This is a genomic window from Methylobacterium symbioticum, from assembly GCF_902141845.1.
Classification (GTDB): Bacteria; Pseudomonadota; Alphaproteobacteria; order Rhizobiales; family Beijerinckiaceae; genus Methylobacterium; species Methylobacterium symbioticum.
The window spans coordinates 21,906-43,499 of record NZ_CABFPH010000008.1 but is presented as its reverse complement, the minus strand read 5'-3'; the positions used below and the strand labels follow the sequence as shown (position 1 = coordinate 43,499).

General features: G+C 68.0%; 16 protein-coding genes. All 16 read left to right on the top strand.

Translation table 11 applies throughout. From position 1 onward, the window contains the following. Positions 1-7 precede the first annotated feature (7 nt). The 16 genes from nuoG (at position 8) to dnaE (ending at position 21,589) form a co-directional block, all read left to right on the top strand. Complete coding sequence (nuoG, locus tag MET9862_RS04750) at positions 8-2,077, top strand: NADH-quinone oxidoreductase subunit NuoG (RefSeq protein ID WP_142581959.1); 2,070 nt, start codon at positions 8-10, stop codon at positions 2,075-2,077. 8 nt (positions 2,078-2,085) lie between these two features. Then, a complete protein-coding gene (gene nuoH, locus MET9862_RS04745; RefSeq protein WP_142581958.1) occupies positions 2,086-3,108 on the top strand; it encodes an NADH-quinone oxidoreductase subunit NuoH in 1,023 nt (340 codons plus the stop codon). Positions 3,109-3,133: 25 nt separating this feature from the next. Further along, positions 3,134-3,622 (top strand): NADH-quinone oxidoreductase subunit NuoI, encoded by a 489-nt coding sequence (gene nuoI / locus MET9862_RS04740; RefSeq protein WP_066921602.1) that lies wholly within the window; start codon positions 3,134-3,136, stop codon positions 3,620-3,622. Between the two features lie 138 nt (positions 3,623-3,760). Continuing rightward, a complete protein-coding gene (locus tag MET9862_RS04735; protein ID WP_142581957.1) occupies positions 3,761-4,381 on the top strand; it encodes an NADH-quinone oxidoreductase subunit J in 621 nt (206 codons plus the stop codon). 23 nt (positions 4,382-4,404) lie between these two features. Further along, positions 4,405-4,710 (top strand): NADH-quinone oxidoreductase subunit NuoK, encoded by a 306-nt coding sequence (gene nuoK / locus MET9862_RS04730; RefSeq protein ID WP_066921598.1) that lies wholly within the window; start codon positions 4,405-4,407, stop codon positions 4,708-4,710. Positions 4,711-4,791: 81 nt separating this feature from the next. Next, positions 4,792-6,915 carry an NADH-quinone oxidoreductase subunit L gene (gene nuoL, locus MET9862_RS04725; protein WP_142581956.1) on the top strand — a complete coding sequence of 708 codons (2,124 nt, stop codon included), beginning with the start codon at positions 4,792-4,794 and terminating at the stop codon, positions 6,913-6,915. Next, on the top strand, positions 6,915-8,435 hold the full coding sequence (locus MET9862_RS04720; protein ID WP_142581955.1) for an NADH-quinone oxidoreductase subunit M: 1,521 nt from the start codon (positions 6,915-6,917) through the stop codon (positions 8,433-8,435). The genes nuoL and MET9862_RS04720 overlap by 1 nt, the downstream gene beginning before the upstream one ends. Before the next feature lie 8 nt (positions 8,436-8,443). After that, positions 8,444-9,889 carry an NADH-quinone oxidoreductase subunit NuoN gene (gene nuoN / locus MET9862_RS04715; RefSeq protein ID WP_142581954.1) on the top strand — a complete coding sequence of 482 codons (1,446 nt, stop codon included), beginning with the start codon at positions 8,444-8,446 and terminating at the stop codon, positions 9,887-9,889. Between the two features lie 5 nt (positions 9,890-9,894). Then, positions 9,895-10,719, top strand: coding sequence for a biotin--[acetyl-CoA-carboxylase] ligase (locus MET9862_RS04710; protein WP_280178950.1), 825 nt, complete (start codon positions 9,895-9,897; stop codon positions 10,717-10,719). A gap of 16 nt (positions 10,720-10,735) precedes the next feature. Further along, complete coding sequence (locus MET9862_RS04705; protein WP_142581952.1) at positions 10,736-12,409, top strand: ribonuclease J; 1,674 nt, start codon at positions 10,736-10,738, stop codon at positions 12,407-12,409. A 332-nt stretch (positions 12,410-12,741) separates the two neighbouring features. Beyond that, positions 12,742-13,146 (top strand): methylmalonyl-CoA epimerase, encoded by a 405-nt coding sequence (mce, locus tag MET9862_RS04700; RefSeq protein WP_142581951.1) that lies wholly within the window; start codon positions 12,742-12,744, stop codon positions 13,144-13,146. 4 nt (positions 13,147-13,150) lie between these two features. Further along, positions 13,151-13,486, top strand: coding sequence for a DUF1467 family protein (locus MET9862_RS04695; protein ID WP_244612569.1), 336 nt, complete (start codon positions 13,151-13,153; stop codon positions 13,484-13,486). A gap of 701 nt (positions 13,487-14,187) precedes the next feature. Further along, the gene (gene proS, locus MET9862_RS04690; RefSeq protein WP_142581950.1) at positions 14,188-15,513 is read left to right on the top strand and encodes a proline--tRNA ligase; all 1,326 of its coding nucleotides are present in this window, start codon (positions 14,188-14,190) and stop codon (positions 15,511-15,513) included. A gap of 10 nt (positions 15,514-15,523) precedes the next feature. Further along, a complete protein-coding gene (locus tag MET9862_RS04685; RefSeq protein WP_142581949.1) occupies positions 15,524-16,837 on the top strand; it encodes a lipoprotein-releasing ABC transporter permease subunit in 1,314 nt (437 codons plus the stop codon). Positions 16,838-16,856: 19 nt separating this feature from the next. Continuing rightward, positions 16,857-17,564 (top strand): ABC transporter ATP-binding protein, encoded by a 708-nt coding sequence (locus tag MET9862_RS04680; protein WP_142581948.1) that lies wholly within the window; start codon positions 16,857-16,859, stop codon positions 17,562-17,564. A 494-nt stretch (positions 17,565-18,058) separates the two neighbouring features. Continuing rightward, a complete protein-coding gene (gene dnaE / locus MET9862_RS04675) occupies positions 18,059-21,589 on the top strand; it encodes a DNA polymerase III subunit alpha (RefSeq protein ID WP_142581947.1) in 3,531 nt (1,176 codons plus the stop codon). Positions 21,590-21,594: the final 5 nt, after the last annotated feature.

The following is a 21,594-nucleotide window of genomic DNA, read 5'->3' as shown; positions in this document are numbered from 1 at the left end:
AAGACAGATGACGAAAATTCTCGTCGACGGCATCGAGGTTGACGTCCCGGCCGAGTACACGCTGCTCCAGGCCTGCGAGGTCGCGGGCGCGGAGATCCCGCGCTTCTGCTTCCACGAGCGCCTGTCGATCGCCGGCAATTGCCGCATGTGCCTGGTCGAGCTGAAGGGCGCGCCCAAGCCCGTCGCCTCCTGCGCCTACGCGGTGAAGGATTGCCGGCCGGGTCCCAATGGCGAGCCGCCGGAGGTGCTGACGCGGTCGGGCGGGACGAAGAAGGCGCGCGAGGGGGTGATGGAGTTCCTCCTCATCAACCATCCGCTCGACTGCCCGATCTGCGACCAGGGCGGCCATTGCGACCTGCAGGACCAGGCGATGGCCTACGGGGTCGATTCGACGCGCTACAAGGAGAACAAGCGCGCGGTCGAGGAGAAGTATATCGGCCCGCTGGTGCGGACGGCGATGAACCGCTGCATCCACTGCACCCGCTGCGTGCGCTTCCTGGCGGAAGTGGCCGGCGTGCCGGATCTCGGCGCCATCGGCCGCGGCGAGGACATGGAGATCACGAGCTATCTCGAGCAGGCGATGGGCTCGGAGCTTCAGGGCAACGTGGCCGATCTCTGCCCGGTGGGCGCGCTCGTGCACAAGCCGCAGAGCTACAATGTCCGGCCCTGGGAATTGTCCAAGACCGAATCGATCGACGTGATGGATGCGGTGGGCTCGGCGATCCGCGTCGATGCCCGCGGCCGCGAGGTCATGCAGATCGAGCCGCGCGTCAACGAGGACATCAACGAGGAGTGGATCTCCGACAAGACCCGTCACGCGGTGGACGGTCTGCGCGTGCAGCGCCTCGACCGGCCGTTCCTGCGGGAGAACGGCCGCCTGCGTCCGGCCTCGTGGGGCGAGGCGTTCCAGGCGATCGCGAATAAGATCAAGGGAACGGATCTGAAGCGCATCGGCGCCGTGGTCGGCGATCTCGCCGCCGTGGAGGAGGTCTTCGCCCTCAAGCAGCTGATGGTGGGCCTCGGCACGGCCCATCTCGATTGCCGGCAGGCCGGACCCGGCCTCGATCCGGCGCTGGGCCGCGCGGCCTACACCTTCAACCCGACCATTCCCGGCATCGAGCAGGCCGACGCGATCCTGCTCGTGGGCACCAACCCGCGGCTCGAGGCCTCGCTCCTCAACGTCCGCATCCGCAAGCGCTGGCGCATGGCGCCCCTCGCGGTGGGCCTGATCGGCGAGCCGGCGGATCTGACCTATCCCCATGTCCAGATCGGCGCGGGGCCGGAGTCGCTCGCGGCGCTTGCCCGCGGCGAACACAGCTTCCTCGAGGCCCTGAAGGCGGCGCAGCACCCGCTCATCGTGGTGGGCGAATCGGCGGCGAACCAGCCCGGCGTGCTTGCGGCGGCGGCGAGCCTCGCCCAGGCGGTCGGCGCGGTGACGCCCGAGTGGAACGGCTTCGGCATCCTCCACAACGCCGCGGCCCGCGTCGGTGCCCTCGATCTCGGCTTCGTGCCGGGTGAGGGCGGCCTCGACTTCACAGGGATCGTCGGCGGCGGCGTCGACGTGCTGTTCAATCTCGGCGCCGACGAGTGCGAGATCGCGCCCGGCCCCTTCGTCATCTACCAGGGCACCCACGGCGACCGCGGCGCGCAGCGCGCCGACGTGATCCTGCCGGGCGCTGCCTATACCGAGAAGAACGCGACCTACGTGAACACGGAGGGCCGCGTGCAGATGACGAACCGCGCCGGCTTCCCGCCGGGCGACGCCCGCGAGGACTGGGCGATCCTGCGCGCCCTCTCGGACGTGCTCGGTCACAAGCTCGGCTACGATTCGCTGACCGCGCTGCGCCGCGCGCTCTACGCCGAGCACCCGCATTTCGCCGCCCTCGGCGCGGTCGCACAGTCCGACGTGGCCGGCGCGATCGAGCAGCTGGCGAGCCGGAGCGGGGAGGGCGCCCGCGGCGCCTTCGCCTCGCCGGTGCGCGACTTCTATCTCACCAACCCCATCGCCCGCGCCTCGCGGGTGCTCGCCGAATGCTCGAGCCTCGCCCGCGGGCGCGCGCTCGAGGCGGCCGAGTAGGAGGCCCTATGACCACCTGGGACGTCATCGGGACCGTGCTCCTGATCACGCTGAAGAGCTTCGTGCTCCTCGCGCTGCTCCTCGTCTTCATCGCCTATGCGCTGCTCGCCGACCGCAAGATCTGGGCGGCGGTGCAGCTGCGCCGCGGCCCGAACGTGGTCGGGCCCTTCGGCCTGTTCCAGTCCTTCGCCGACCTGATCAAGTTCGTGATCAAGGAGCCGGTGATCCCGGCCGGGGCCAACAAGGGCATCTACCTGTTGGCGCCCCTGGTCTTCGCGACGCTGGCGCTGGCCTCCTGGGCCGTGATCCCACTGGCCGAGGGCTGGGCGATCGCCGACATCAATGTCGGCATCACCTATATCTTCGCGATCTCGTCGCTCGGCGTGTACGGCGTCATCATGGGCGGCTGGGCGTCGAACTCGAAATACGCCTTCCTCGGCGCGCTGCGCTCGGCCGCGCAGATGATCTCCTACGAGGTCTCGCTCGGCTTCGTCATCATCTGCGTGCTGCTCTGCGCCGGCTCGCTCAACCTCTCGCGCATCGTCATGGCGCAGGACACGGCGCTCGGCCTCTTCGGCTGGTACTGGCTGTGGCTGTTCCCGATGTTCGTGGTGTTCTTCATCTCGGCGCTCGCAGAGACGAACCGCCCGCCCTTCGACCTGCCCGAGGCCGAATCGGAGCTCGTGGCCGGCTACATGGTCGAGTATTCCTCGACCCCGTACCTGCTCTTCATGCTCGGCGAGTACGTGGCCATCATGACCATGTGCGCGCTCGGCACGGTGCTCTTCCTCGGCGGCTGGCTCTCGCCGATCCCGTTCGCGCCCTTCACCTGGGTGCCGGGCGTGATCTGGTTCGCGCTGAAGGCGAGCTTCCTGTTCTTCATGATCGCCATGGTGAAGGCCATGGTTCCGCGCTACCGCTACGATCAGCTCATGCGGCTCGGCTGGAAGGTGTTCCTGCCCCTGTCGCTGATCTCGGTGATCGTCGTGGCCTTCGTCCTCAAGCTCACCGGCCTCGCGCCGGGAGCGTGATGCCAGCACAATCGGAGATTCGGGCATGAAGCTCGATCAGGTCGCCCGGAGCCTGCTGCTCAAGGAGTTCGTGTCGGGGTTCGTCCTCGCCATGAAATACTTCTTCAAGCCGAAGGCGACGATCAACTACCCCTTCGAGATGGGTCACCGCGGGCCGCGCTTCCGCGGCGAGCACGCCCTGCGCCGTTATCCGAACGGCGAGGAGCGCTGCATCGCCTGCAAGCTCTGCGAGGCGATCTGCCCGGCTCAGGCCATCACCATCGAGGCGGGCCCGCGCCGCAACGACGGCACGCGGCGCACGACCCGTTACGACATCGACATGGTGAAATGCATCTATTGCGGCATGTGCCAGGAGGCCTGCCCGGTGGACGCCATCGTCGAGGGGCCGAACTTCGAGTTCTCCGTCGAGACCCGCGAGGAGCTGCTCTACGACAAGCAGAAGCTCCTTCTGAACGGCGACCGCTGGGAGCGCGAGATCGCCCGCAACATCGCGATGGACGCGCCCTACCGCTGAGGCGGTCACGCGTCCCCTGCGCCGAGGCTTCCGAACCTTGTGCGGCGCGGGACCCGGTTCTATAGGACGGCCAGCCCGCGCTGGCCGTTCGTCCCACGAGGCAGAAGGGGCCGCGCACGCGGCCGACCCGACACGCGCATGACCGCAGCAGCCGCCTTCTTCTACCTGTTCGCGGGCGTCGCCATCGCCTCGGGCTTCATGGTGATTGCCTCGCGCAATCCCGTCACCTCCGTCCTCTTCCTGATCCTCGCCTTCGTGAACGCGGCCGGCCTGTTCGTGCTGATGGGCGCCGAGTTCCTCGCGATGATCCTGATCGTCGTCTATGTCGGCGCGGTCGCGGTGCTGTTCCTCTTCGTCGTGATGATGCTCGACGTGGACTTCGCCGAGCTGCGCAACGGCTTCCAGCGCTACCTGCCGGTGGGCGGCCTGATCGGCGTCGTGTTTCTGATCGAGATCCTGCTCGTCGTCGGCTCCTGGACCATCGATCCGGGCTTGGTGCAGGCGCCGCTCGGCAACGTGGCGGCCGGCGAGAACATGACCAACACGGCCGCCCTCGGCCGGGTGCTCTACACGGAATACGTCTACTTCTTCCAGCTCGCCGGCCTGATCCTGCTGGTGGCGATGATCGGCGCGATCGTGCTGACCCTGCGCGACCGGCCCGGCGTCAAGCGGCAGAACATCGCCGTGCAGAACGCGCGTACCCAGGCGACGGCGGTCGAGACCATCAAGGTCCCCTCACGCCAGGGCGTCGAGGTCTGAGCGGCGGGATAAGGGCAAAGCACATGATCGGCCTGAGCCATTACCTGACGGTCGCTGCGATCCTGTTCACGCTCGGCGTGCTCGGCATCTTCATCAACCGCAAGAACATCATCGTGATCCTGATGTCCGTGGAGCTGATCCTGCTCGCGGTGAACATCAACCTGGTGGCGTTCTCGACCCACTTGAACGACATCACGGGGCAGGTCTTCGCCCTGTTCGTTCTCACGGTCGCCGCCGCCGAGGCCGCGATCGGCCTCGCCATCCTGGTGGTCTTCTTCCGCAACCGCGGCTCGATCGCGGTCGAGGACGTGAGCATGATGAAGGGCTAGAGGCGGTCTTTCCCGCTTCGCCCTGTCCCCGAAACGCGGGGCGCGGCATCGCCGCCCCCGAGGCCGGACTGCACGAGAACGATGTATCACGCGATCGTCTTCTTCCCGCTCATCGGTGCGCTGATCGCCGGTCTGTTCGGGCGCTTCATCGGCGCGCGGGCGAGCGAGTACGTCACCACGGCATGCCTCGCCTTCTCGGCGCTGCTCGCCTGGGGCGTCTTCATCGACGGCGAGCACGCGACGCGCGTGCAGGTCGCGACCTGGTTCACCGCCGGCAGCCTCACCGTCGATTGGGCCTTCCGGATCGACACGCTGACCAAGGTGATGCTCGTCGTCGTGACCTCGGTCTCGACCCTCGTGCATCTCTACTCCGTCGGCTACATGCACGAGGATCCGCATCGGCCGCGCTTCTTCGCCTACCTGTCGCTGTTCACCTTCGCCATGTTGATGCTGGTGACGGCCGACAACCTCGTGCAGATGTTCTTCGGCTGGGAGGGCGTCGGCCTCGCCTCCTACCTGCTGATCGGCTTCTGGTACGAGAAGCCTTCGGCGAACGCCGCCGCGATGAAGGCCTTCATCGTCAACCGCGTCGGCGATTTCGGCTTCTCGCTGGGCATCTTCCTGGTCTTCGTGCTGTTCGGTTCGGTCGCCTTCGACGGCATCTTCCCGCGCGTCGAGGAGTTCAAGGACGCGAGCTTCCACTTCCTCGGCTACGACTGGCACGCCCTGACGCTCGCCTGCCTGCTCCTGTTCATGGGTGCGATGGGCAAGTCGGCGCAGTTTCTGCTGCACACCTGGCTGCCGGACGCGATGGAGGGCCCGACCCCGGTCTCGGCGCTCATCCATGCCGCCACCATGGTCACCGCCGGCGTGTTCATGGTCGCGCGCCTGTCGCCGCTCTTCGAGCTCGCCCCGAATGCGCTGATCGTCGTCACCGTGATCGGCGGCATCACCGCCTTCTTCGCCGCCACCGTCGGCCTCGTGCAGAACGACATCAAACGCGTCATCGCCTACTCGACCTGCTCGCAGCTCGGCTACATGTTCGTGGCGCTGGGCGTCGGCGCCTACGCGGCCGGCGTGTTCCATCTGTTCACCCACGCCTTCTTCAAGGCGCTGCTGTTCCTCGGGGCCGGCTCGGTCATCCACGCGATGCACCACGAGCAGGATATGCGGAACATGGGCGCGCTGCGCCCCTACATCCCCTTCACCACGGCGATGATGGCGATCGGGACGCTGGCCCTGATCGGCTTCCCCTTCACGGCCGGGTACTACTCGAAGGACGCCATCATCGAGGCGGCCTACATGTCGACCCGGCCGGGGCACACGCTGGCCTTCTTCGCCACCGTTATCGCGGCCTTCTTCACCTCGTTCTACTCCTGGCGCCTGTTCTTCATGACCTTCGAGGGCAAGGCGCGCTGGGCCGGCCACGGCGCGCACGCCCACGATGCGCATGGTCACGACGACCACCACGCCCCGGCCGCGGCGCATGCGGTCGCCCATGCCGCGACCGCGCATGAGGCGGACGGTGCGCCGGGCCATCACGAGGGCGTCGCCCACGACGATCACGGCCACGATGTCGAGCCCGCCTCGCACAGCACGATCGAGCATCACGACCACGGTCCGCACACGCCCCACGAGAGCCCGCTCGTGATGACGATCCCGCTCGCCGTGCTCGCAGTCGGCGCGCTGCTGGCGGGCCTCGTCTTCAAGAACAAGTTCATCGGCGACGGCATGGATGCCTTCTGGGGCCACGCCCTGGCGCACGGGCCCGACAACCACATCATGCACGAGATCCACAACGCGCCGCGCTGGGTCTCTCTCTCGCCCTTCGTGATGCTGGTGCTCGGCTTCCTCGTCGCCTTCTGGATGTATATCCGCCGGCCCGACATGCCCCACCGGCTCGCCGAGCAGCAGCCCGTCCTGTACCGGTTCCTGCTCAACAAGTGGTACTTCGACGAGATCTACGACCGGATCTTCGTCCGGCCGGCCAAAGACTTCGGCCTGTTCCTGTGGAAGCAGGTCGATGGCCGCGCCATCGATGGCGCCGGTCCCGACGGCATCGCCGCCCGCGTGGTGGACGTCACCCGCGGCGTGGTCCGCTTCCAGACCGGCTACGTCTACCACTACGCCTTCGTGATGCTCATCGGCGTCGCCGGCCTGATCAGCTGGTACCTGATGACCGGCCTGCCCAAAGGTGCCCACTGATGTTCGGCCTCGGGATCCTCTCCGGCCTCCTGATCGTCCCGCTCTGCGGCGCGGCCTTCATCCTCACCCTCAACGGTGACGAGGAGAGTGTGAAGCGCAATGCCCGCTGGGCTGCGCTCGCGACGACGATCGTGACCTTCCTGCTCTCGCTGGTCGCCTGGAACCGCTACGACCCGTCCTCGCCGAGCTTCCAGCTCGTCGAGAGCCACGCTTGGCTGACGGAGAGCATCCGGTTCAAGCTCGGCGTCGACGGCTTCTCGATGCCGCTGATGCTGCTGACGACCTTCCTGATGCCGTTCTGCATCGGCGCGTCGTGGCACTCGATCGACACCCGCGTGAAGGAATACTTCGTCGCCTTCCTCGTCCTCGAGACGACGATGATCGGCGTGTTCTGCGCCCTCGATCTGGTGCTGTTCTACCTCTTCTTCGAGGCCGGCCTGATCCCGATGTTCCTGATCATCGGCATCTGGGGCGGCAAGCGGCGCATCTACGCCAGCTTCAAGTTCTTCCTCTACACCCTGCTGGGCTCGGTGCTGATGCTGCTCGCCATCATGGCGATGTACTGGCAGGCCGGCACGACCGACATCCCGACCCTGCTGCAGACCCGCTTCCCGGCCCATCTGCAGACCTGGCTGTGGCTCGCCTTCTTCGCCTCCTTCGCGGTGAAGATGCCGATGTGGCCGGTCCATACCTGGCTCCCCGACGCCCACGTCGAGGCGCCGACCGCGGGTTCGGTGATCCTGGCCGGCATCCTGCTCAAGATGGGCGGCTACGGCTTCATCCGGATCTCGCTGCCCATGCTGCCAGACGCGAGCCATAACTTCGCGCCGCTGGTCTTCGCGCTCTCCATCGTCGCAATCATCTTCACCTCGCTCACCGCGATGATGCAGACCGACATCAAGAAGCTGATCGCCTACTCGTCGGTGGCGCATATGGGCTTCGTGACGCTCGGCCTGTTCACGCTGAACGAGCAGGGCATCCAGGGCGCGCTGTTCCTGATGATCTCGCACGGCATCGTGTCGGGCGCGCTCTTCCTCTGCGTCGGCGTGGTCTACGACCGCATGCACACCCGCGAGATCGCGGCCTATGGCGGCCTCGTGAAGCGCATGCCGCTTTACGCGGCGGCGATGATGGTCTTCACCATGGCCAATGTCGGCCTGCCCGGCACCTCCGGCTTCGTCGGCGAGTTCCTGGCCATGATGGGGGCCTTCAAGGCCAACCCGACGGTCGCCTTCTTCTCGGTGTTCGGCATCATCCTGTCGGCCGGCTATGCGCTCTGGCTCTACGCGCGGGTGATCTACGGGAAGCTGGAGAAGCCGAACCTGCAGGGCATCCTCGACCTCGATACCCGTGAGAAGATCATCCTCGCGCCGCTCGTTGCCCTGACGATCTATTACGGCGTCCATCCGGCCCCGATCTTGGACGTGTTCGCGCCCTCGACGGAGCAGCTGATGGCCGGCATCCGCACCGCCCTCTCGAACACGCAGACCGCGGCCGCGGCGCTGCCGCTCGCGCGCTGAGATCACCGATGCCGACCGTGCACTCCGTCCTGCCCACCCTGGCGCCGCTCATCCCCGAGATCATCCTGAGCGTCGGGGTGATGGTGCTGATCCTCTACGGCGCCTTCCGCGGCGAGCGCTCCACCGAGGGCGTCAATGTGGGCGCGCTGATCCTGCTCGTCCTCGCCTTCTTCGTGGTGATCGGGCAGGCGCCCGGCACCAAGGTGACGACGCTGTCGGGCGCCTTCATCCAGGACGGCTTCGCCAAGGTGATGAAGGCGCTGGTGCTGCTGGGCTCGGCGGCCGCCATCCTGCTCTCGCGCGACTACTTCCAGCGCGCGCGCATCGACCGCTTCGAATATCCGATCCTGATCGTGCTCTGCACGATCGGCATGATGGTCATGGTCTCGGCCAACGACCTGATCGCGCTCTATCTCGGCCTCGAGCTGCAATCGCTCGCCGCCTACGTCATCGCCTCGTTCCACCGCGACGATCTGAAGTCGACCGAGGCGGGCTTGAAGTACTTCGTCCTCGGTGCCCTGTCGTCGGGCATGCTGCTCTACGGCGCGTCGCTGATCTACGGCTTCACCGGCACGGTCTCCTTCCCGGGCATCGTCTCGGTGCTGAACGAGAATGCCGGCTTCGGCATCGTGCTGGGCATCGTGTTCGTGGCCGCGGCCATGGCCTTCAAGATGTCGGCGGTGCCGTTCCACATGTGGACGCCCGACGTCTACGAGGGCTCGCCGACGCCGGTCACCGCCTTCTTCGCCTCGGCGCCGAAGATGGCCGCGGTGGCGATGACCGTGCGGGTCTTCATCGGCGCCCTGCCGGACGTGACCGCGATCTGGCAGCAGATCATCGTCTTCATCGCGATCGCCTCGATGGCGCTCGGCTCCTTCGCCGCGATCGGCCAGCGCAACATCAAGCGCCTGATGGCGTATTCCTCGATCGGCAATATCGGCTACGCCCTGATCGGCCTCGCCGCCGGCTCCGAGGAGGGCATCCGCGGCGTGGTGATCTACATGATCATCTACCTGGCGATGACGCTCGGCGCCTTCGCGATCATCCTGTCGATGCGCCGTCGCGACGAGATGTTCGAGTCGATCGAGGACCTGTCGGGCCTCTCGCGCACCCATCCCTGGATGGCGTTCTGCCTCGCGATGATGATGTTCTCGCTGGCCGGCATCCCGCCGCTGGCCGGGTTCTTCGCCAAGTTCTACGTGTTCGCCGCCGCCATCAAGGCGGGCCTCGTGGTGCTCGCGGTGATCGGCGTGGTGACCAGCGTGGTCGGCGCCTACTACTACCTGCGCGTGGTGCGGATCATGTATTTCGACGAGCCGAAGGCACCCTACGAGGCCATGCCGGCCGGCTCGCTGATCGTGCTGACCCTGTCGAGCATCGTCGTGATCCTGTTCTGGCTGCTGCCGTCGCCTCTCGTCGGCGCGGCGGGAGCGGCCGCCAAATCGCTGTTCTGAGCGCTTTGGCCGATCTATCGACGGGCTATCGTCTCGGCAGCGGCGCCAGGGATTCGGGCCATCGCCTCCACGTTCACGACCGGCTCGGGTCGACGAACGCGGAGGCGATGGCGCTCGCGCGTGCCGGGGAGGCTGGTCCGCTCTGGATCGCGGCGCGGCGACAGGAGGCCGGCCGCGGGCGCCGGGGCAATGTCTGGGATTCGGTTCCGGGCAATCTCGCGGCGAGCGTGCTGTGGCCGGCGACGGGAATCGAGCCCGAGCAGCTCGCAACGCTCGGTTTCGTGGCGGGGGGGGCCCTCACCGAGGCGCTCGGCGCGGCCTGCGGCACTGCGCCGGATGTCACCGAGGCGGGGGCGGAACGACCTTTCCGGCTGAAATGGCCGAACGACGTGCTGATCGGCTCGGCCAAGCTCGCGGGGATCCTGCTGGAGACCGAGACCTTGCCCGGCAGGCGGCGCGCGGTGGTGATCGGCTTCGGCGTCAACGTCGCCGGGGTGCCGGCTACGCAGATCGACCGGGCGGCCTCGCTCGCCGGATCCGGCTACGTGACGGATGCGGGCGCCCTGCTGGCGCATCTGAGCGACCGGTTCGCAGCTGTGGCCTCGGCCTGGGATCGCGGCCGGGGATTCGCGGGCATCCGCCAGCGCTGGCTGGCGCGCGCCGCGGGGCTCGGCGGGCCGATCGCGGTGGAGACCGGCACAGTGACCCTTCGGGGCCGCTTCGATGGGATCGACGAGGGGGGGCGGCTCGTCATCCACGCCCCGGACGACACGCGACACACCGTGACGGCGGGCGAGGTGCATTTTGGAACGGCCGCGACGGCGGCGTGAGATTGGACGACGGACGATGACGACTGGACAGGACGAGCTCGTCTTCCTGCCGCTGGGCGGGGTGGGCGAGATCGGCATGAACGCGGCGCTCTACGGATTCGGGCCGGAGAAGGGCCGCAAATGGATCATGATCGATTGCGGAATGGGATTCGCGGGCGAAGAGGCGATGCCCGGCATCGACCTGATGTTCCCGGATCTCTCCTTCATCGAGGAGCGGCGGAAGGATCTCCTCGGCATCTTCATCACGCACGCGCACGAGGACCATATCGGCGCGATCAGCGAGCTGTGGCCGCGCCTCAAGGTGCCGGTCTACGCCACGCGCTTCGCCAAGAATTTGCTGGAGGCGCGGCGTCTCGGCGAGCCCGGCGCGCCCAAGGTCGAGCTGCGCGAGGTGAAGCCCGGCAAGCGCGTCACGGTGGGCCCGTTCGAGCTGGACTTCGTGCCGGTCTCGCACTCGATCCCGGAATCGAATGCGGTGGCGATCCGGACCAAGGCCGGCCTCGTGCTGCATACCGGCGACTGGAAGATCGATCCCAATCCGGTGGCCGGGAACGTCACCGAGGCCGCCGCCTTCCAGGCGCTCGGCGACGAGGGCGTGCTGGCGATCGTCTGCGACTCGACCAACGTCGTGCGCGAGGGCTTCTCGCCGTCGGAGGCTGAGGTGTCGCAGACGCTGCGCAAGCTCATCGCCGAGGCGCCTCACCGCGTCGCGGTGACGACCTTCGCCTCCAACGTGGCCCGCATCCGGGCCGTGGCCGAGGCGGCGCAGGCCTGCGGGCGCGAGGTCATCGCGGTCGGGCGCGCCATGGACCGCGTCATCGATGTGGCACGGGAATGCGGCTATCTCGACGGCCTGCCCGAGTTCCGCCGCTCCGATTCGTGGCGGAACCTCCCCCGCGAGCGCGTCGTGGCCCTGCTCACGGGCTCGCAGGGCGAGCCGCGCGCGGCGCTCGCCCGGGTCTCGCGCCGCGACCATCCCGACATCCAGCTCGCCGGCGGCGACCAGGTGATCTTCTCCTCGCGCGCCATCCCCGGCAACGAGCGCGATGTCGGCTCCATCATCAACGACCTGATCGAGCAGGGGGTCGAGGTCATCACCGACCGCACCGAGCTCGTCCACGTCTCCGGCCATCCGCGCCGCGACGAGATGGTGCAGATGTATGCGTGGACCCGGCCCCAGACGGCGATCCCGGTCCACGGCGAGGCGCTGCATCTCGACGAGCACGCCCGGTTCGCCCGGGCGCAGGGCGTCGGCAACGTGGTCAAGGCGCGCAACGGCAGCTTGGTTCGCCTCGCGCCCGGCAAGCCGGAGGTGGTGGAGCACGTCAAGGCCGGCCGCCTGTTCAAGGACGGCAACATCCTCATCGACGACAAGGACCGCGCGGTCCCCGAGCGGCGTAAGCTCGCCCAGGCGGGCCTGGTCTCGGTCGCGATCGCCATCGATGAGGACGGCGTCGTGCTCGGCGAGCCCGCGGTCGACATCATCGGCCTGCCGAACCGCAGCCGCGGCGGTCAGGCGCTGATCGACGTGGTGGTCGATGCCGTGACCGACACGCTCGGCGGCCTCTCGCGAGGCAAGCTGAAGGATTCGGAGGGCGTCGAGAAGGCGGTGGACCGCGCGATCCGCACGGCCCTCAACGAGGCCTGGGGCAAGAAGCCCGCCTGCCACATCCAGGTCGTCGAGGTCTAAGAGCCTCTCGCAAAGCTCCCGCTGTGCCGTCGTGCCCAGAGGGAGATCTCCCGGCCGCCGGGAGTTTTGTGAGGTGGTCTAAAGCACCCTCCGCCAACGTGGATGCCGGTTCGGCGAAAGAGGGCGCATCACAACAAGAGCTTAGAGCCGCACCCGATTGCAACGCGATCGTGTGCGGCTCTGACGGTCCGGCCGACGAAAGTCCGATGCTGCGCGCCGCGCCGGTCCCGTAGAATGGGCCGGCGCGGCGACTCTTCGGATCGCCGCTGGTACGGCATAGAACAGAGCAGGCGGCCCCGCAGGGCTCCGCCGCAACAATGGGGAGTGGGACTATGATCGGGCGCCTGAACCATGTGGCCATCGCCGTGCGCGACCTCGACGCGGCGGTCGCCACCTATCGCGACACGCTGGGCGCCACCGTGAAGCCGCCGCTGCCGCAGCCCGAGCACGGGGTCACGGTGGTGTTCGTGGAACTGCCCAACAGCAAGATCGAGCTGATGTCGCCGCTGGGTGAGGATTCGCCGATCGCCGCCTTCGTCGAGCGCAATCCGGGCGGCGGCATCCACCATGTCTGCTACGAGGTCGACGACATCCTGGCCGCCCGCGACAAGCTCAAGGCGCAGGGCGCCCGCGTGCTCGGCACCGGTGAGCCGAAGATCGGCGCGCACGGCAAGCCGGTGCTGTTCCTGCATCCGAAGGACTTCCTCGGCACCCTGGTCGAGCTGGAGCAGGTCTGATCCGGTGAGCGGGCTCCTGGCAGCCGTGGCGCAATCGACCTGGCGGACCCTCGCACTGGTCGTCGTGCTGGTCGCCGCCTTCGTGGCGGCGGCGGTGGCGCTGTTCAAACTGACCGTGTTCGGAGCCGCCGCGCTCTACTTCGTCGTGTGGTGGACGCTTCTGTTCGCGATCCTGCCGATCCGCAACCAGCCCGAGATCCGGCCCGAACACATCGTGCCGGGGCAGGATCCCGGGGCGCCGGCGACCCCGCGCCTGCGGGAGAAGGCGGTCTGGACCACTCTGTTCGCCGGAGCGGTGTTCCTGGCCGCGCTCGCGATCTTCCCGCTCGCCGGTCTGTAGAGCGCCCTCCGCCGAAATGGATACCCGCTCGGCAAAAGAGCGTGTAAAAACAATGACCTAGAGCATTTTCCGCGGAAGTGGTCGCCGGTTCCGCGAAAGAAGATGCGGCCCAATCAAACAGACAGAGCATTTTCCGTGATCCAGGGATCGTGGAAAATGCTCCAGAAGCTCTCTCGATTGCGATGCGATCGGGAACGGCTCTGGCCGCCGCAGCCACCCCCGGTCGGCGGGACCACGCAGGGACCAGATCCGGGCAGATCGCCCACGGCCAGCATTCAAACGGGGTCTGAAAACAAAAAAGCAAGGCCTGAGGCCTTGCTTGTGAGACGTTCCGTAGATGGCTGGACCTTTGAGAACCTGCGCATTGGCTGCGCGGCGGTCGCGTTTTCCTCCCGAGACTCGGACCCTGCGCCACCTCAAGCGGGCGTCGCAAACATCGCGACGACGCTTATAGGAACAACAGTTCGTGCTGTCACGACCCTCGTGGCAGAAATTTGCTCTTTTTTGCCGCCGAAAGAGCGTCTCCAACTGCCCTCGCGGCCGAAGGGTGTGCGGCGGGACCTCAGGGCGCGCCGAAACGGCCCTGCGACGATGGCCAAGCCCGCGCGACGCTTGTGTTTTCCCGGGGCAATGTGTTGTGTGCCCACGGCATCGGGCCTACGCCCGGTGCTCAGCTGCACCCGGATCGCCATCGGACCGCCATGCGTCTCTCCCGCTATTTTCTCCCCACCCTGCGCGAGACGCCCAAGGAGGCGGAGATCGTCTCCCACCGCCTGATGCTGCGGGCCGGCCTCGTCCGCCAGGAAGCGGCGGGCATCTACGCGTGGTTGCCGCTGGGATTGCGGGTGCTCAACAAGGTCTGCGCGGTGATCCGCGAGGAGCAGGACCGTGCCGGAGCCGTCGAGCTGCTGATGCCGACCGTGCAATCGGCCGAGCTCTGGCGCGAATCCGGCCGGTACGAGGCCTATGGCAAGGAAATGCTGCGCCTCAAGGACCGTCATGACCGGGAGATGCTCTATGGTCCGACCGCGGAGGAGGTCATCACCGAGATCTTCCGCGCGAGCGTGCGATCCTACAAGGATATGCCCAAGAATCTCTACCAGATCTCCTGGAAGTTCCGCGACGAGGTCCGCCCACGCTTCGGCACCATGCGCTCGCGCGAGTTCCTGATGAAGGATGCCTACTCCTTCGATCTCGATCAGGCCGGCGCCCGCCACGCCTATAACCGCATGTTCGTGGCCTATCTCCGCACCTTCGCGGGACTCGGCCTGAAGGCGATCCCGATGCGCGCCGATACGGGGCCGATCGGTGGCGACCTCAGCCACGAGTTCATCATCCTGGCCAAGACCGGCGAGAGCGAGGTCTTCTGCGACAAGGCCTATCTCGATTTCGAGATCCCGCCGGCCACCACCGATTTCGAGGATGTCGCCGGGCTCCAGGGCCTCGTCGATGCCTGGACCTCGCATTACGCCGCCACCGACGAGATGCACGAGCCGGACGCCTTCGCCGAGGTGGCCGAGGAGAGCCGCATGGCGGCCCGCGGCATCGAGGTCGGACACATCTTCTATTTCGGCACCAAGTATTCCGAGCCGATGGGCGCCAAGGTCACGGGTCCCGACGGCATCGAGCGCCCGGTCCATATGGGCTCCTACGGCATCGGTCCGAGCCGGCTCGTGGCCGCGATCATCGAGGCGAGCCACGACGAGGCGGGCATCATCTGGCCGGATGCGGTCGCGCCCTTCGACGTGGCGCTCATCAACCTGAAGGTCGGTGATGCCGGCACCGACGCCGCCTGCGCGGAGATCCAGGCTCAACTCGAGACGGCGGGCCTCTCCGTGCTCTACGACGACCGCGACGAGCGCCCGGGCGCGAAGTTCGCCACCGCCGACCTGATCGGCTTGCCCTGGCAGGTCGTCGTCGGGCCGAAGGGGCTGGCCGAGGGCAAGGTCGAGCTGAAGCGGCGCGCGGGGGGCGAGCGCGAGACGCTGGCGCCCGTCGACCTCGTGGCCCGGATCAAGCGCGTCTGAGGCGGCTGCGATGGGCGCCGGCGCGACGGAGACGACACCAGCCTGGAAGAAGCGGCTCGCCGCGCTCGCGCCGCGTCCGGGCGCGACAGCGCCGTTCGCCCTCTTCGAGTGGATCATCGCCGGCCGCTACCTGCGGGCGCGGCGGCGCGGCGGCGGCGTCTCGGTCGTGGCCTTCTTCTCCGTGCTCGGCATCGCGCTCGGGGTCGCCACCCTCATCATCGTGCTCTCGGTGATGAACGGCTTCCGCTCCGAGCTGCTGTCGAAGATCGTGGGCATCAACGGCCACGTCTTCGCGACGCCGATCGACCGCACCTTCACCGACTACGCCGACCTGTCCGACCGGTTGTCGAAGGTCGCCGGCGTGCGCGCGGCGATCCCCCTCGTCGAGGGACAGGCCTTCGCCTCCTCGCCCTATGGCGGCAGCGGCGTCCTCGTGCGCGGCATCCGGGCCGAGGATCTCGACGCCATGGCCGCGGTCTCGAAATCGATCCGCGGCGGCACGCTCGCCGATTTCGACGACGGCTCGGGCGTCCTCATCGGCCGGCGCCTGGCCGACAGCCTGGGCCTCCAGGCCGGCGACACGATCACCCTCTCGACGCCGAAGGGCTCGACCACACCCTTCGGCACCGCGCCGCGGACCAAGAGCTACGCCGTCAAGGCGATCTTCGAGATCGGCATGACGGAGTTCGATTCGACCTTCGTCTTCATGCCGCTCGCCGAGTCGCAGGCCTTCTTCAACAAGGAGGGCGACGTCACGATGATCGAGATCTACATCGATCATCCCGACGAGGTGGCCGCGATGCGCGAGCCCCTGGAGATGGCGGCCGAGCGGCCGATCCTGTTCACCGACTGGCGTCAGCGCAACCGCACCTTCTTCGGCGCGCTGGAGGTCGAGCGGAACGTGATGTTCCTGATCCTCAGCCTGATCGTCGTGGTGGCGACGCTCAACATCGTCTCCGGCCTGATCCTGCTGGTGCGCGACAAGTCGAGCGACATCGCGATCCTGCGCACCATGGGTGCCACGCCCGGCACGATCATGCGCGTCTTCCTGATCAACGGGGCCCTGATCGGGCTCGTCGGCACACTGGCGGGGCTGGTGCTCGGGGTGGTCATCACCCTCAACATCAAGCCGATCCAGCGCGTGCTCTTCCCCGGGGCCTGGGATCCGACCGTGCGGTTCCTCGCCGAGATCCCGGCGCAGATGAACACCGCCGAGGTCGTCGTGGTGGTCATCACCGCCTTCCTGCTGTCGCTCGTCGCGACGCTCTATCCCTCCTGGCGCGCGGCCCGGCTCGATCCGGTGCAGGCGCTGCGCTACGGCTGAGACTCAGGGACCCGACCGCATGAGCGTAGATGCCACTGGCGCCCAGCCGGTGCCGGCCCTGTTCTTCGCCCGCGTGGAGCGGCGCTATCCGCAGGCCGAGGGCGCGCTCGAGATCCTGCGCGGGGCCGACCTGGCGATCTGGCCGGGCGAGCTCGTCGCGCTCGTCGCGCCCTCGGGCGCCGGCAAGTCGACCCTGCTGCACCTCGCTGGCCTTCTCGAGCGGCCGGATGGCGGCGAGGTCTATGTCGGCGGGCATCCGACCGCGGCGATGAGCGACGCCGAGCGCACCCGGTTCCGGCGCGAGGAGATGGGCTTCGTCTACCAGTTCCACCACCTGCTGCCGGAATTCTCGGCGCTGGAGAACGTGGTGATGCCCCAGCTCATCCGCGGCCTGCCGCAGGCGGAGGCGCGGGTCCGAGCCACCGAGCTGCTCTCGTTCCTGGGGCTGAAGGACCGGCTGATCCACCGCCCGGCCGAGCTGTCGGGCGGCGAGCAGCAGCGCGTCGCCATCGCCCGCGCCGTGGCCAACGGGCCGCGCCTGCTGCTCGCCGACGAGCCCACCGGCAATCTCGATCCGCAGACGGCGGCCCACGTCTTCGGGATCCTGCTGGCGCTGGTGCGCGCCTCCGGCCTCGCGGCGCTGATCGCGACCCACAACATGGAGCTCGCCGCCCGCATGGACCGCCGGGTGACGATCCAGGACGGCCTGATCCGCCAGCTCGACTGAAGCCCCCGCGGCGGCCCGTCCGCTCGGCCGCGCCTTCGACGTGAGAGGCCTCCGCGCGCCGCGGGCGGGAGGTCGCGGCTGCGTTCAGATCTCAGTAACCATGCCGGGAAGTCCTCGTCGCTCGAACCTTCTCATAAGAACAAAACACGAACATACTGGTTTTGTTCTTCAGGAGGCAGCCGAGATGCTCAAGCGGATCCTCATGACCGGCCTGGCGGAGTTCATGGCCTTCGGTCTCCTCACGGTCGCGGTGGCGGCCTGGGGCGTAGCCTTGGCCCCCGTGCCTTAAGGGCGCGCAACGGAATCGCGGTTCGTTCCCAGGTTCCGCACTTGTTCACAGAAATCCGACCCCCGCGCGCATTCGGCTCGGAAAGCGGGGACTGCCGGTCGGGCGGGGCGTCGAATCGGTTGATAACGCCATCTGTGCGGCCCCCCGGTGACAGACTCCCGAGGGCCAGATCGGCCACCCTGTCCGACCCATCGCAAGGTCGGTCATGGCGCGTCAGCTCAAGGAGGTCGGCTTCGTCCACCTCCACGTCCACTCGTCCTATTCCCTGCTCGAGGGCGCCCTGAAGGTCGGCGACCTCGTGAAGGCGGCGATCGCCGACCGGCAGCCGGCCCTCGCGCTCACCGACACCAACAACCTGTTCGGCGCGCTCGAATTCTCCGAGAAGGCCGCCGGCTCCGGCATCCAGCCGATCGCCGGCATCCAGCTCGCGGTGACCTTCGAGGCCGCCGACCCGATGGGCCGCGCCGGGCCGTCTTCGGCCAACATCGTGCTGCTGGCGCAGGACGAGGAGGGCTACGGCAACCTGCTGCGCCTCGGCAGCCGGGCCTATTTCGACACGCCGCTCGGCGAGGCGCCGCGGGTGGCCGCCGACGCGCTGGTCGATTCGGGACGGGGCCTGATCGCGCTCACCGGCGGCCTCACCGGCCCCCTCGACACGGCGCTGCGGGCCGGGCGGCGCGACCTCGCCGAGGCGCGGCTCGCCCGGCTGAAAGCGGCCTTCGGCGAGGACAGGCTCTACGTGGAGATCCAGCGTCACGGCCTGGAGGACGAGCGCCGGATCGAGGACGGCCTGATCGACCTCGCCGACGCGCACGGCCTCGCGCTGGTCGCGGCGAACGAGCCCTTCTTCGCCAAGCCCAGCGACTACGACGCGCACGACGCGCTGCTCGCGATCGCGGACGGGCGCGTGGTCTCGGACGACCGCCGCCGCAAGCTCACCCCGCGCCACGCATTCAAGACGCGGGCGGAGATGGCGGAGCTGTTCCGCGACCTGCCGGACGCGCTCCAGGCCAGCGTCGAGATCGCCATGCGCTGCGCCTACCGCGTGCGCACCCGCAAGCCGATCCTGCCGAATTTCGGCAGCGCCGCGCCCGAAGGCCTCGCCGAGAGCCAGCAGGCGCAGGAGGCGGCGCTCGCCGCCGAGGCGACCACCGCCGTCGCGGAAGCGATCACGGCCGACGAGCCGACCGAGTTGCGCCGGCAGGCCGAGGCCGGCCTCGAGGCCCGTCTCGCCAAGCACGGGCCCGCACCCGGCTTCACCGAGCAGCAATACCGCGAGCGTCTGGCCTTCGAACTCGACGTCATCGTCAAGATGAAGTTCCCGGGCTACTTCCTGATCGTCTCGGACTTCATCAAGTGGGCCAAGGCGCACGACATCCCCGTCGGGCCCGGCCGCGGCTCGGGCGCCGGCTCGCTGGTGGCGTGGTCGCTGCTCATCACGGACCTCGACCCGCTCCGCTTCGGCCTGCTGTTCGAGCGCTTCCTCAACCCCGAGCGCGTCTCGATGCCGGATTTCGACATCGATTTCTGCGTCGAGGGCCGCGAGAGCGTGATCCAGTACGTGCAGCGCCGCTACGGCGAGCGGCAGGTGGCGCAGATCATCACTTTCGGCACGCTGCTCGCGCGCGGCGTGCTGCGCGACGTCGGCCGCGTGCTGGAGATGCCTTACGGGCAGGTCGACAAGCTGACCAAGCTGGTGCCGCAGAACCCGGCCAATCCCGTGACGCTGGCCCAGGCCATCGAGGGCGAGCCGAAGCTGCAGAGCGCCATCGAGGAGGAGCCGGTGGTGGCCCGGCTGATGGAGATCGCCAAGAAGCTGGAAGGCCTGCACCGGCACGCCTCCACCCACGCCGCCGGCGTCGTGATCGGCGACCGGCCGCTCGAGGAGCTGGTCCCGCTCTACCGAGACCCGAAGACGGGCATGCGGGTGACCCAGTTCAACATGAAATGGGTCGAGCAGGCCGGGCTGGTGAAGTTCGACTTCCTCGGCCTGAAGACGCTCACCATGCTGCGCTGCTGCACCGACTTGCTGAAGCAGCGCGGCATCGACATCGACCTCGCCTCGCTGCCTCTCGACGATCGCGGGACCTACGAGCCGATGGGCCGGGGCGAGACCGTCGGCGTGTTCCAGGTGGAATCGGCGGGCATGCGCAAGGCGCTCTGCGAGATGCAGGCCGACCGGTTCGAGGACATCATCGCGCTGGTGGCGCTCTACCGGCCGGGCCCGATGGCCAACATCCCGGTCTATTGCGAGCGCAAGCTCGGCCGCGACGCTGGCAACGAGGCCAACTGGTATCCGCACGCCAAGCTGGAGCCGATGCTGAAGGAGACCTTCGGCATCATCGTCTACCAGGAACAGGTGATGGAGATCGCCAAGGTCCTCGCCGGCTACACGCTCGGCGAGGCCGACATGCTCCGCCGCGCCATGGGCAAGAAGATCCGCGCCGAGATGGACGCGCAGCGCGAGCGCTTCGTGAAGGGCTGCGTCGAGCGCGATCTGACCAAGGCCAAGGCCGACGAGATCTTCGATCTGCTCGCGAAGTTCGCCGATTACGGCTTCAACAAGAGCCACGCGGCGGCCTACGCGCTGCTGACCTACCAGACGGCCTATCTGAAGGCGAATTACCCGGTCGAGTTCCTCGCCGCGGCGATGACGCTCGATATCGACAACACGGACAAGCTCGCCGAATTCCGGCAGGACGCACAGCGCCTCAAGATCCCGGTGGATCCGCCCTCGATCAACACCTCGGGCGAGGTCTTCGAGGTGCATGACGGGCACATCCGCTACGCGCTCGCCGCGATCAAGGGCGTCGGCCGCGAGGCGGTGCGCGCCATCGTGCAGGCCCGCGGAGACAAGCCGTTCAAGGATCTGGCCTGCCTCGCCCGGCGCCTCAACCCGCGCGCCGTGAACAAGCGCGTGCTGGAAAGCCTCGTCCAGGCCGGCGCCCTCGACTGTATCGAGCCGGACCGGGCGCGGGCCTTCGCGGCGATCGAGCCGATGATGAAGCTCGCCCAGGGCGCGGCGGAGGCGGAATCGACCGGCATCGGCGACATGTTCGGCGGCGTCGCCTCGGACACGGTCTCCCTGCGCATCCCGCCCCACGAACTCTGGCCGATGGCCGACAAGCTGAAACGGGAATACGCGGCGATCGGCTTCTTCGTCTCAGGCCATCCGCTCGACGAGTACGGTGATCTCCTCGGCAAGCTGCGGGTGCAGAGCTGGGCCGAGTTCTGCCGCTCGGTGCGCGCGGGCACGACCAGCGTCGGGCGGGTGGCGGCCTCCGTGCTCGACCGCTCGGAGCGGCGCACCAAGAGCGGCAACAAGCTCGGCATCGTCACCCTCTCCGACCAGACCGGGCATTTCGAGGCGATCATCTTCTCGGAAGGGCTCGGCCATTACCGGGACATCCTCGAACCCGGGAAGCCGCTGGTGCTCCAGCTCCAGGCGAACCTGGAGGGCGAGGACGTGCGCGCCCGCATCCAGACCGCCGAACCCCTGGATGCCGCGGTCGCCCGCTACCAGAAGGGGATGCGCATCTATCTGCGCGACGAGCGCCCGATCCCGGCCGTGCAGAAGCAGCTCGGCCTGCGCGGCGAGGGCGAGGTCTCGCTGATCCTGATGCTCGACGGTGCCAGCGAGGTCGAGGTGCGCCTGCCCGGCAAGTACCAGGCGACCCCCGCGATCGCCGGCGCACTGCGCGCCGTGCCGGGCGTGGTTCAAGTGGAGGTGAACTGAGCGCC

Bases quoted from the DNA above. Each gene is read 5' to 3' on its own strand.
- MET9862_RS04680 (WP_142581948.1), top strand. From the start codon at position 16,857: ATGAGCGTAGATGCCACTGGCGCCCAGCCGGTGCCGGCCCTGTTCTTC.
- MET9862_RS04705 (WP_142581952.1), top strand. From the start codon at position 10,736: ATGACGACTGGACAGGACGAGCTCGTCTTCCTGCCGCTGGGCGGGGTG.
- nuoN (WP_142581954.1), top strand. From the start codon at position 8,444: ATGCCGACCGTGCACTCCGTCCTGCCCACCCTGGCGCCGCTCATCCCC.
- mce (WP_142581951.1), top strand. From the start codon at position 12,742: ATGATCGGGCGCCTGAACCATGTGGCCATCGCCGTGCGCGACCTCGAC.
- nuoI (WP_066921602.1), top strand. From the start codon at position 3,134: ATGAAGCTCGATCAGGTCGCCCGGAGCCTGCTGCTCAAGGAGTTCGTG.
- nuoH (WP_142581958.1), top strand. From the start codon at position 2,086: ATGACCACCTGGGACGTCATCGGGACCGTGCTCCTGATCACGCTGAAG.
- MET9862_RS04735 (WP_142581957.1), top strand. From the start codon at position 3,761: ATGACCGCAGCAGCCGCCTTCTTCTACCTGTTCGCGGGCGTCGCCATC.
- proS (WP_142581950.1), top strand. From the start codon at position 14,188: ATGCGTCTCTCCCGCTATTTTCTCCCCACCCTGCGCGAGACGCCCAAG.
- nuoK (WP_066921598.1), top strand. From the start codon at position 4,405: ATGATCGGCCTGAGCCATTACCTGACGGTCGCTGCGATCCTGTTCACG.
- nuoL (WP_142581956.1), top strand. From the start codon at position 4,792: ATGTATCACGCGATCGTCTTCTTCCCGCTCATCGGTGCGCTGATCGCC.
- nuoG (WP_142581959.1), top strand. From the start codon at position 8: ATGACGAAAATTCTCGTCGACGGCATCGAGGTTGACGTCCCGGCCGAG.
- dnaE (WP_142581947.1), top strand. From the start codon at position 18,059: ATGGCGCGTCAGCTCAAGGAGGTCGGCTTCGTCCACCTCCACGTCCAC.
- MET9862_RS04685 (WP_142581949.1), top strand. From the start codon at position 15,524: ATGGGCGCCGGCGCGACGGAGACGACACCAGCCTGGAAGAAGCGGCTC.
- MET9862_RS04720 (WP_142581955.1), top strand. From the start codon at position 6,915: ATGTTCGGCCTCGGGATCCTCTCCGGCCTCCTGATCGTCCCGCTCTGC.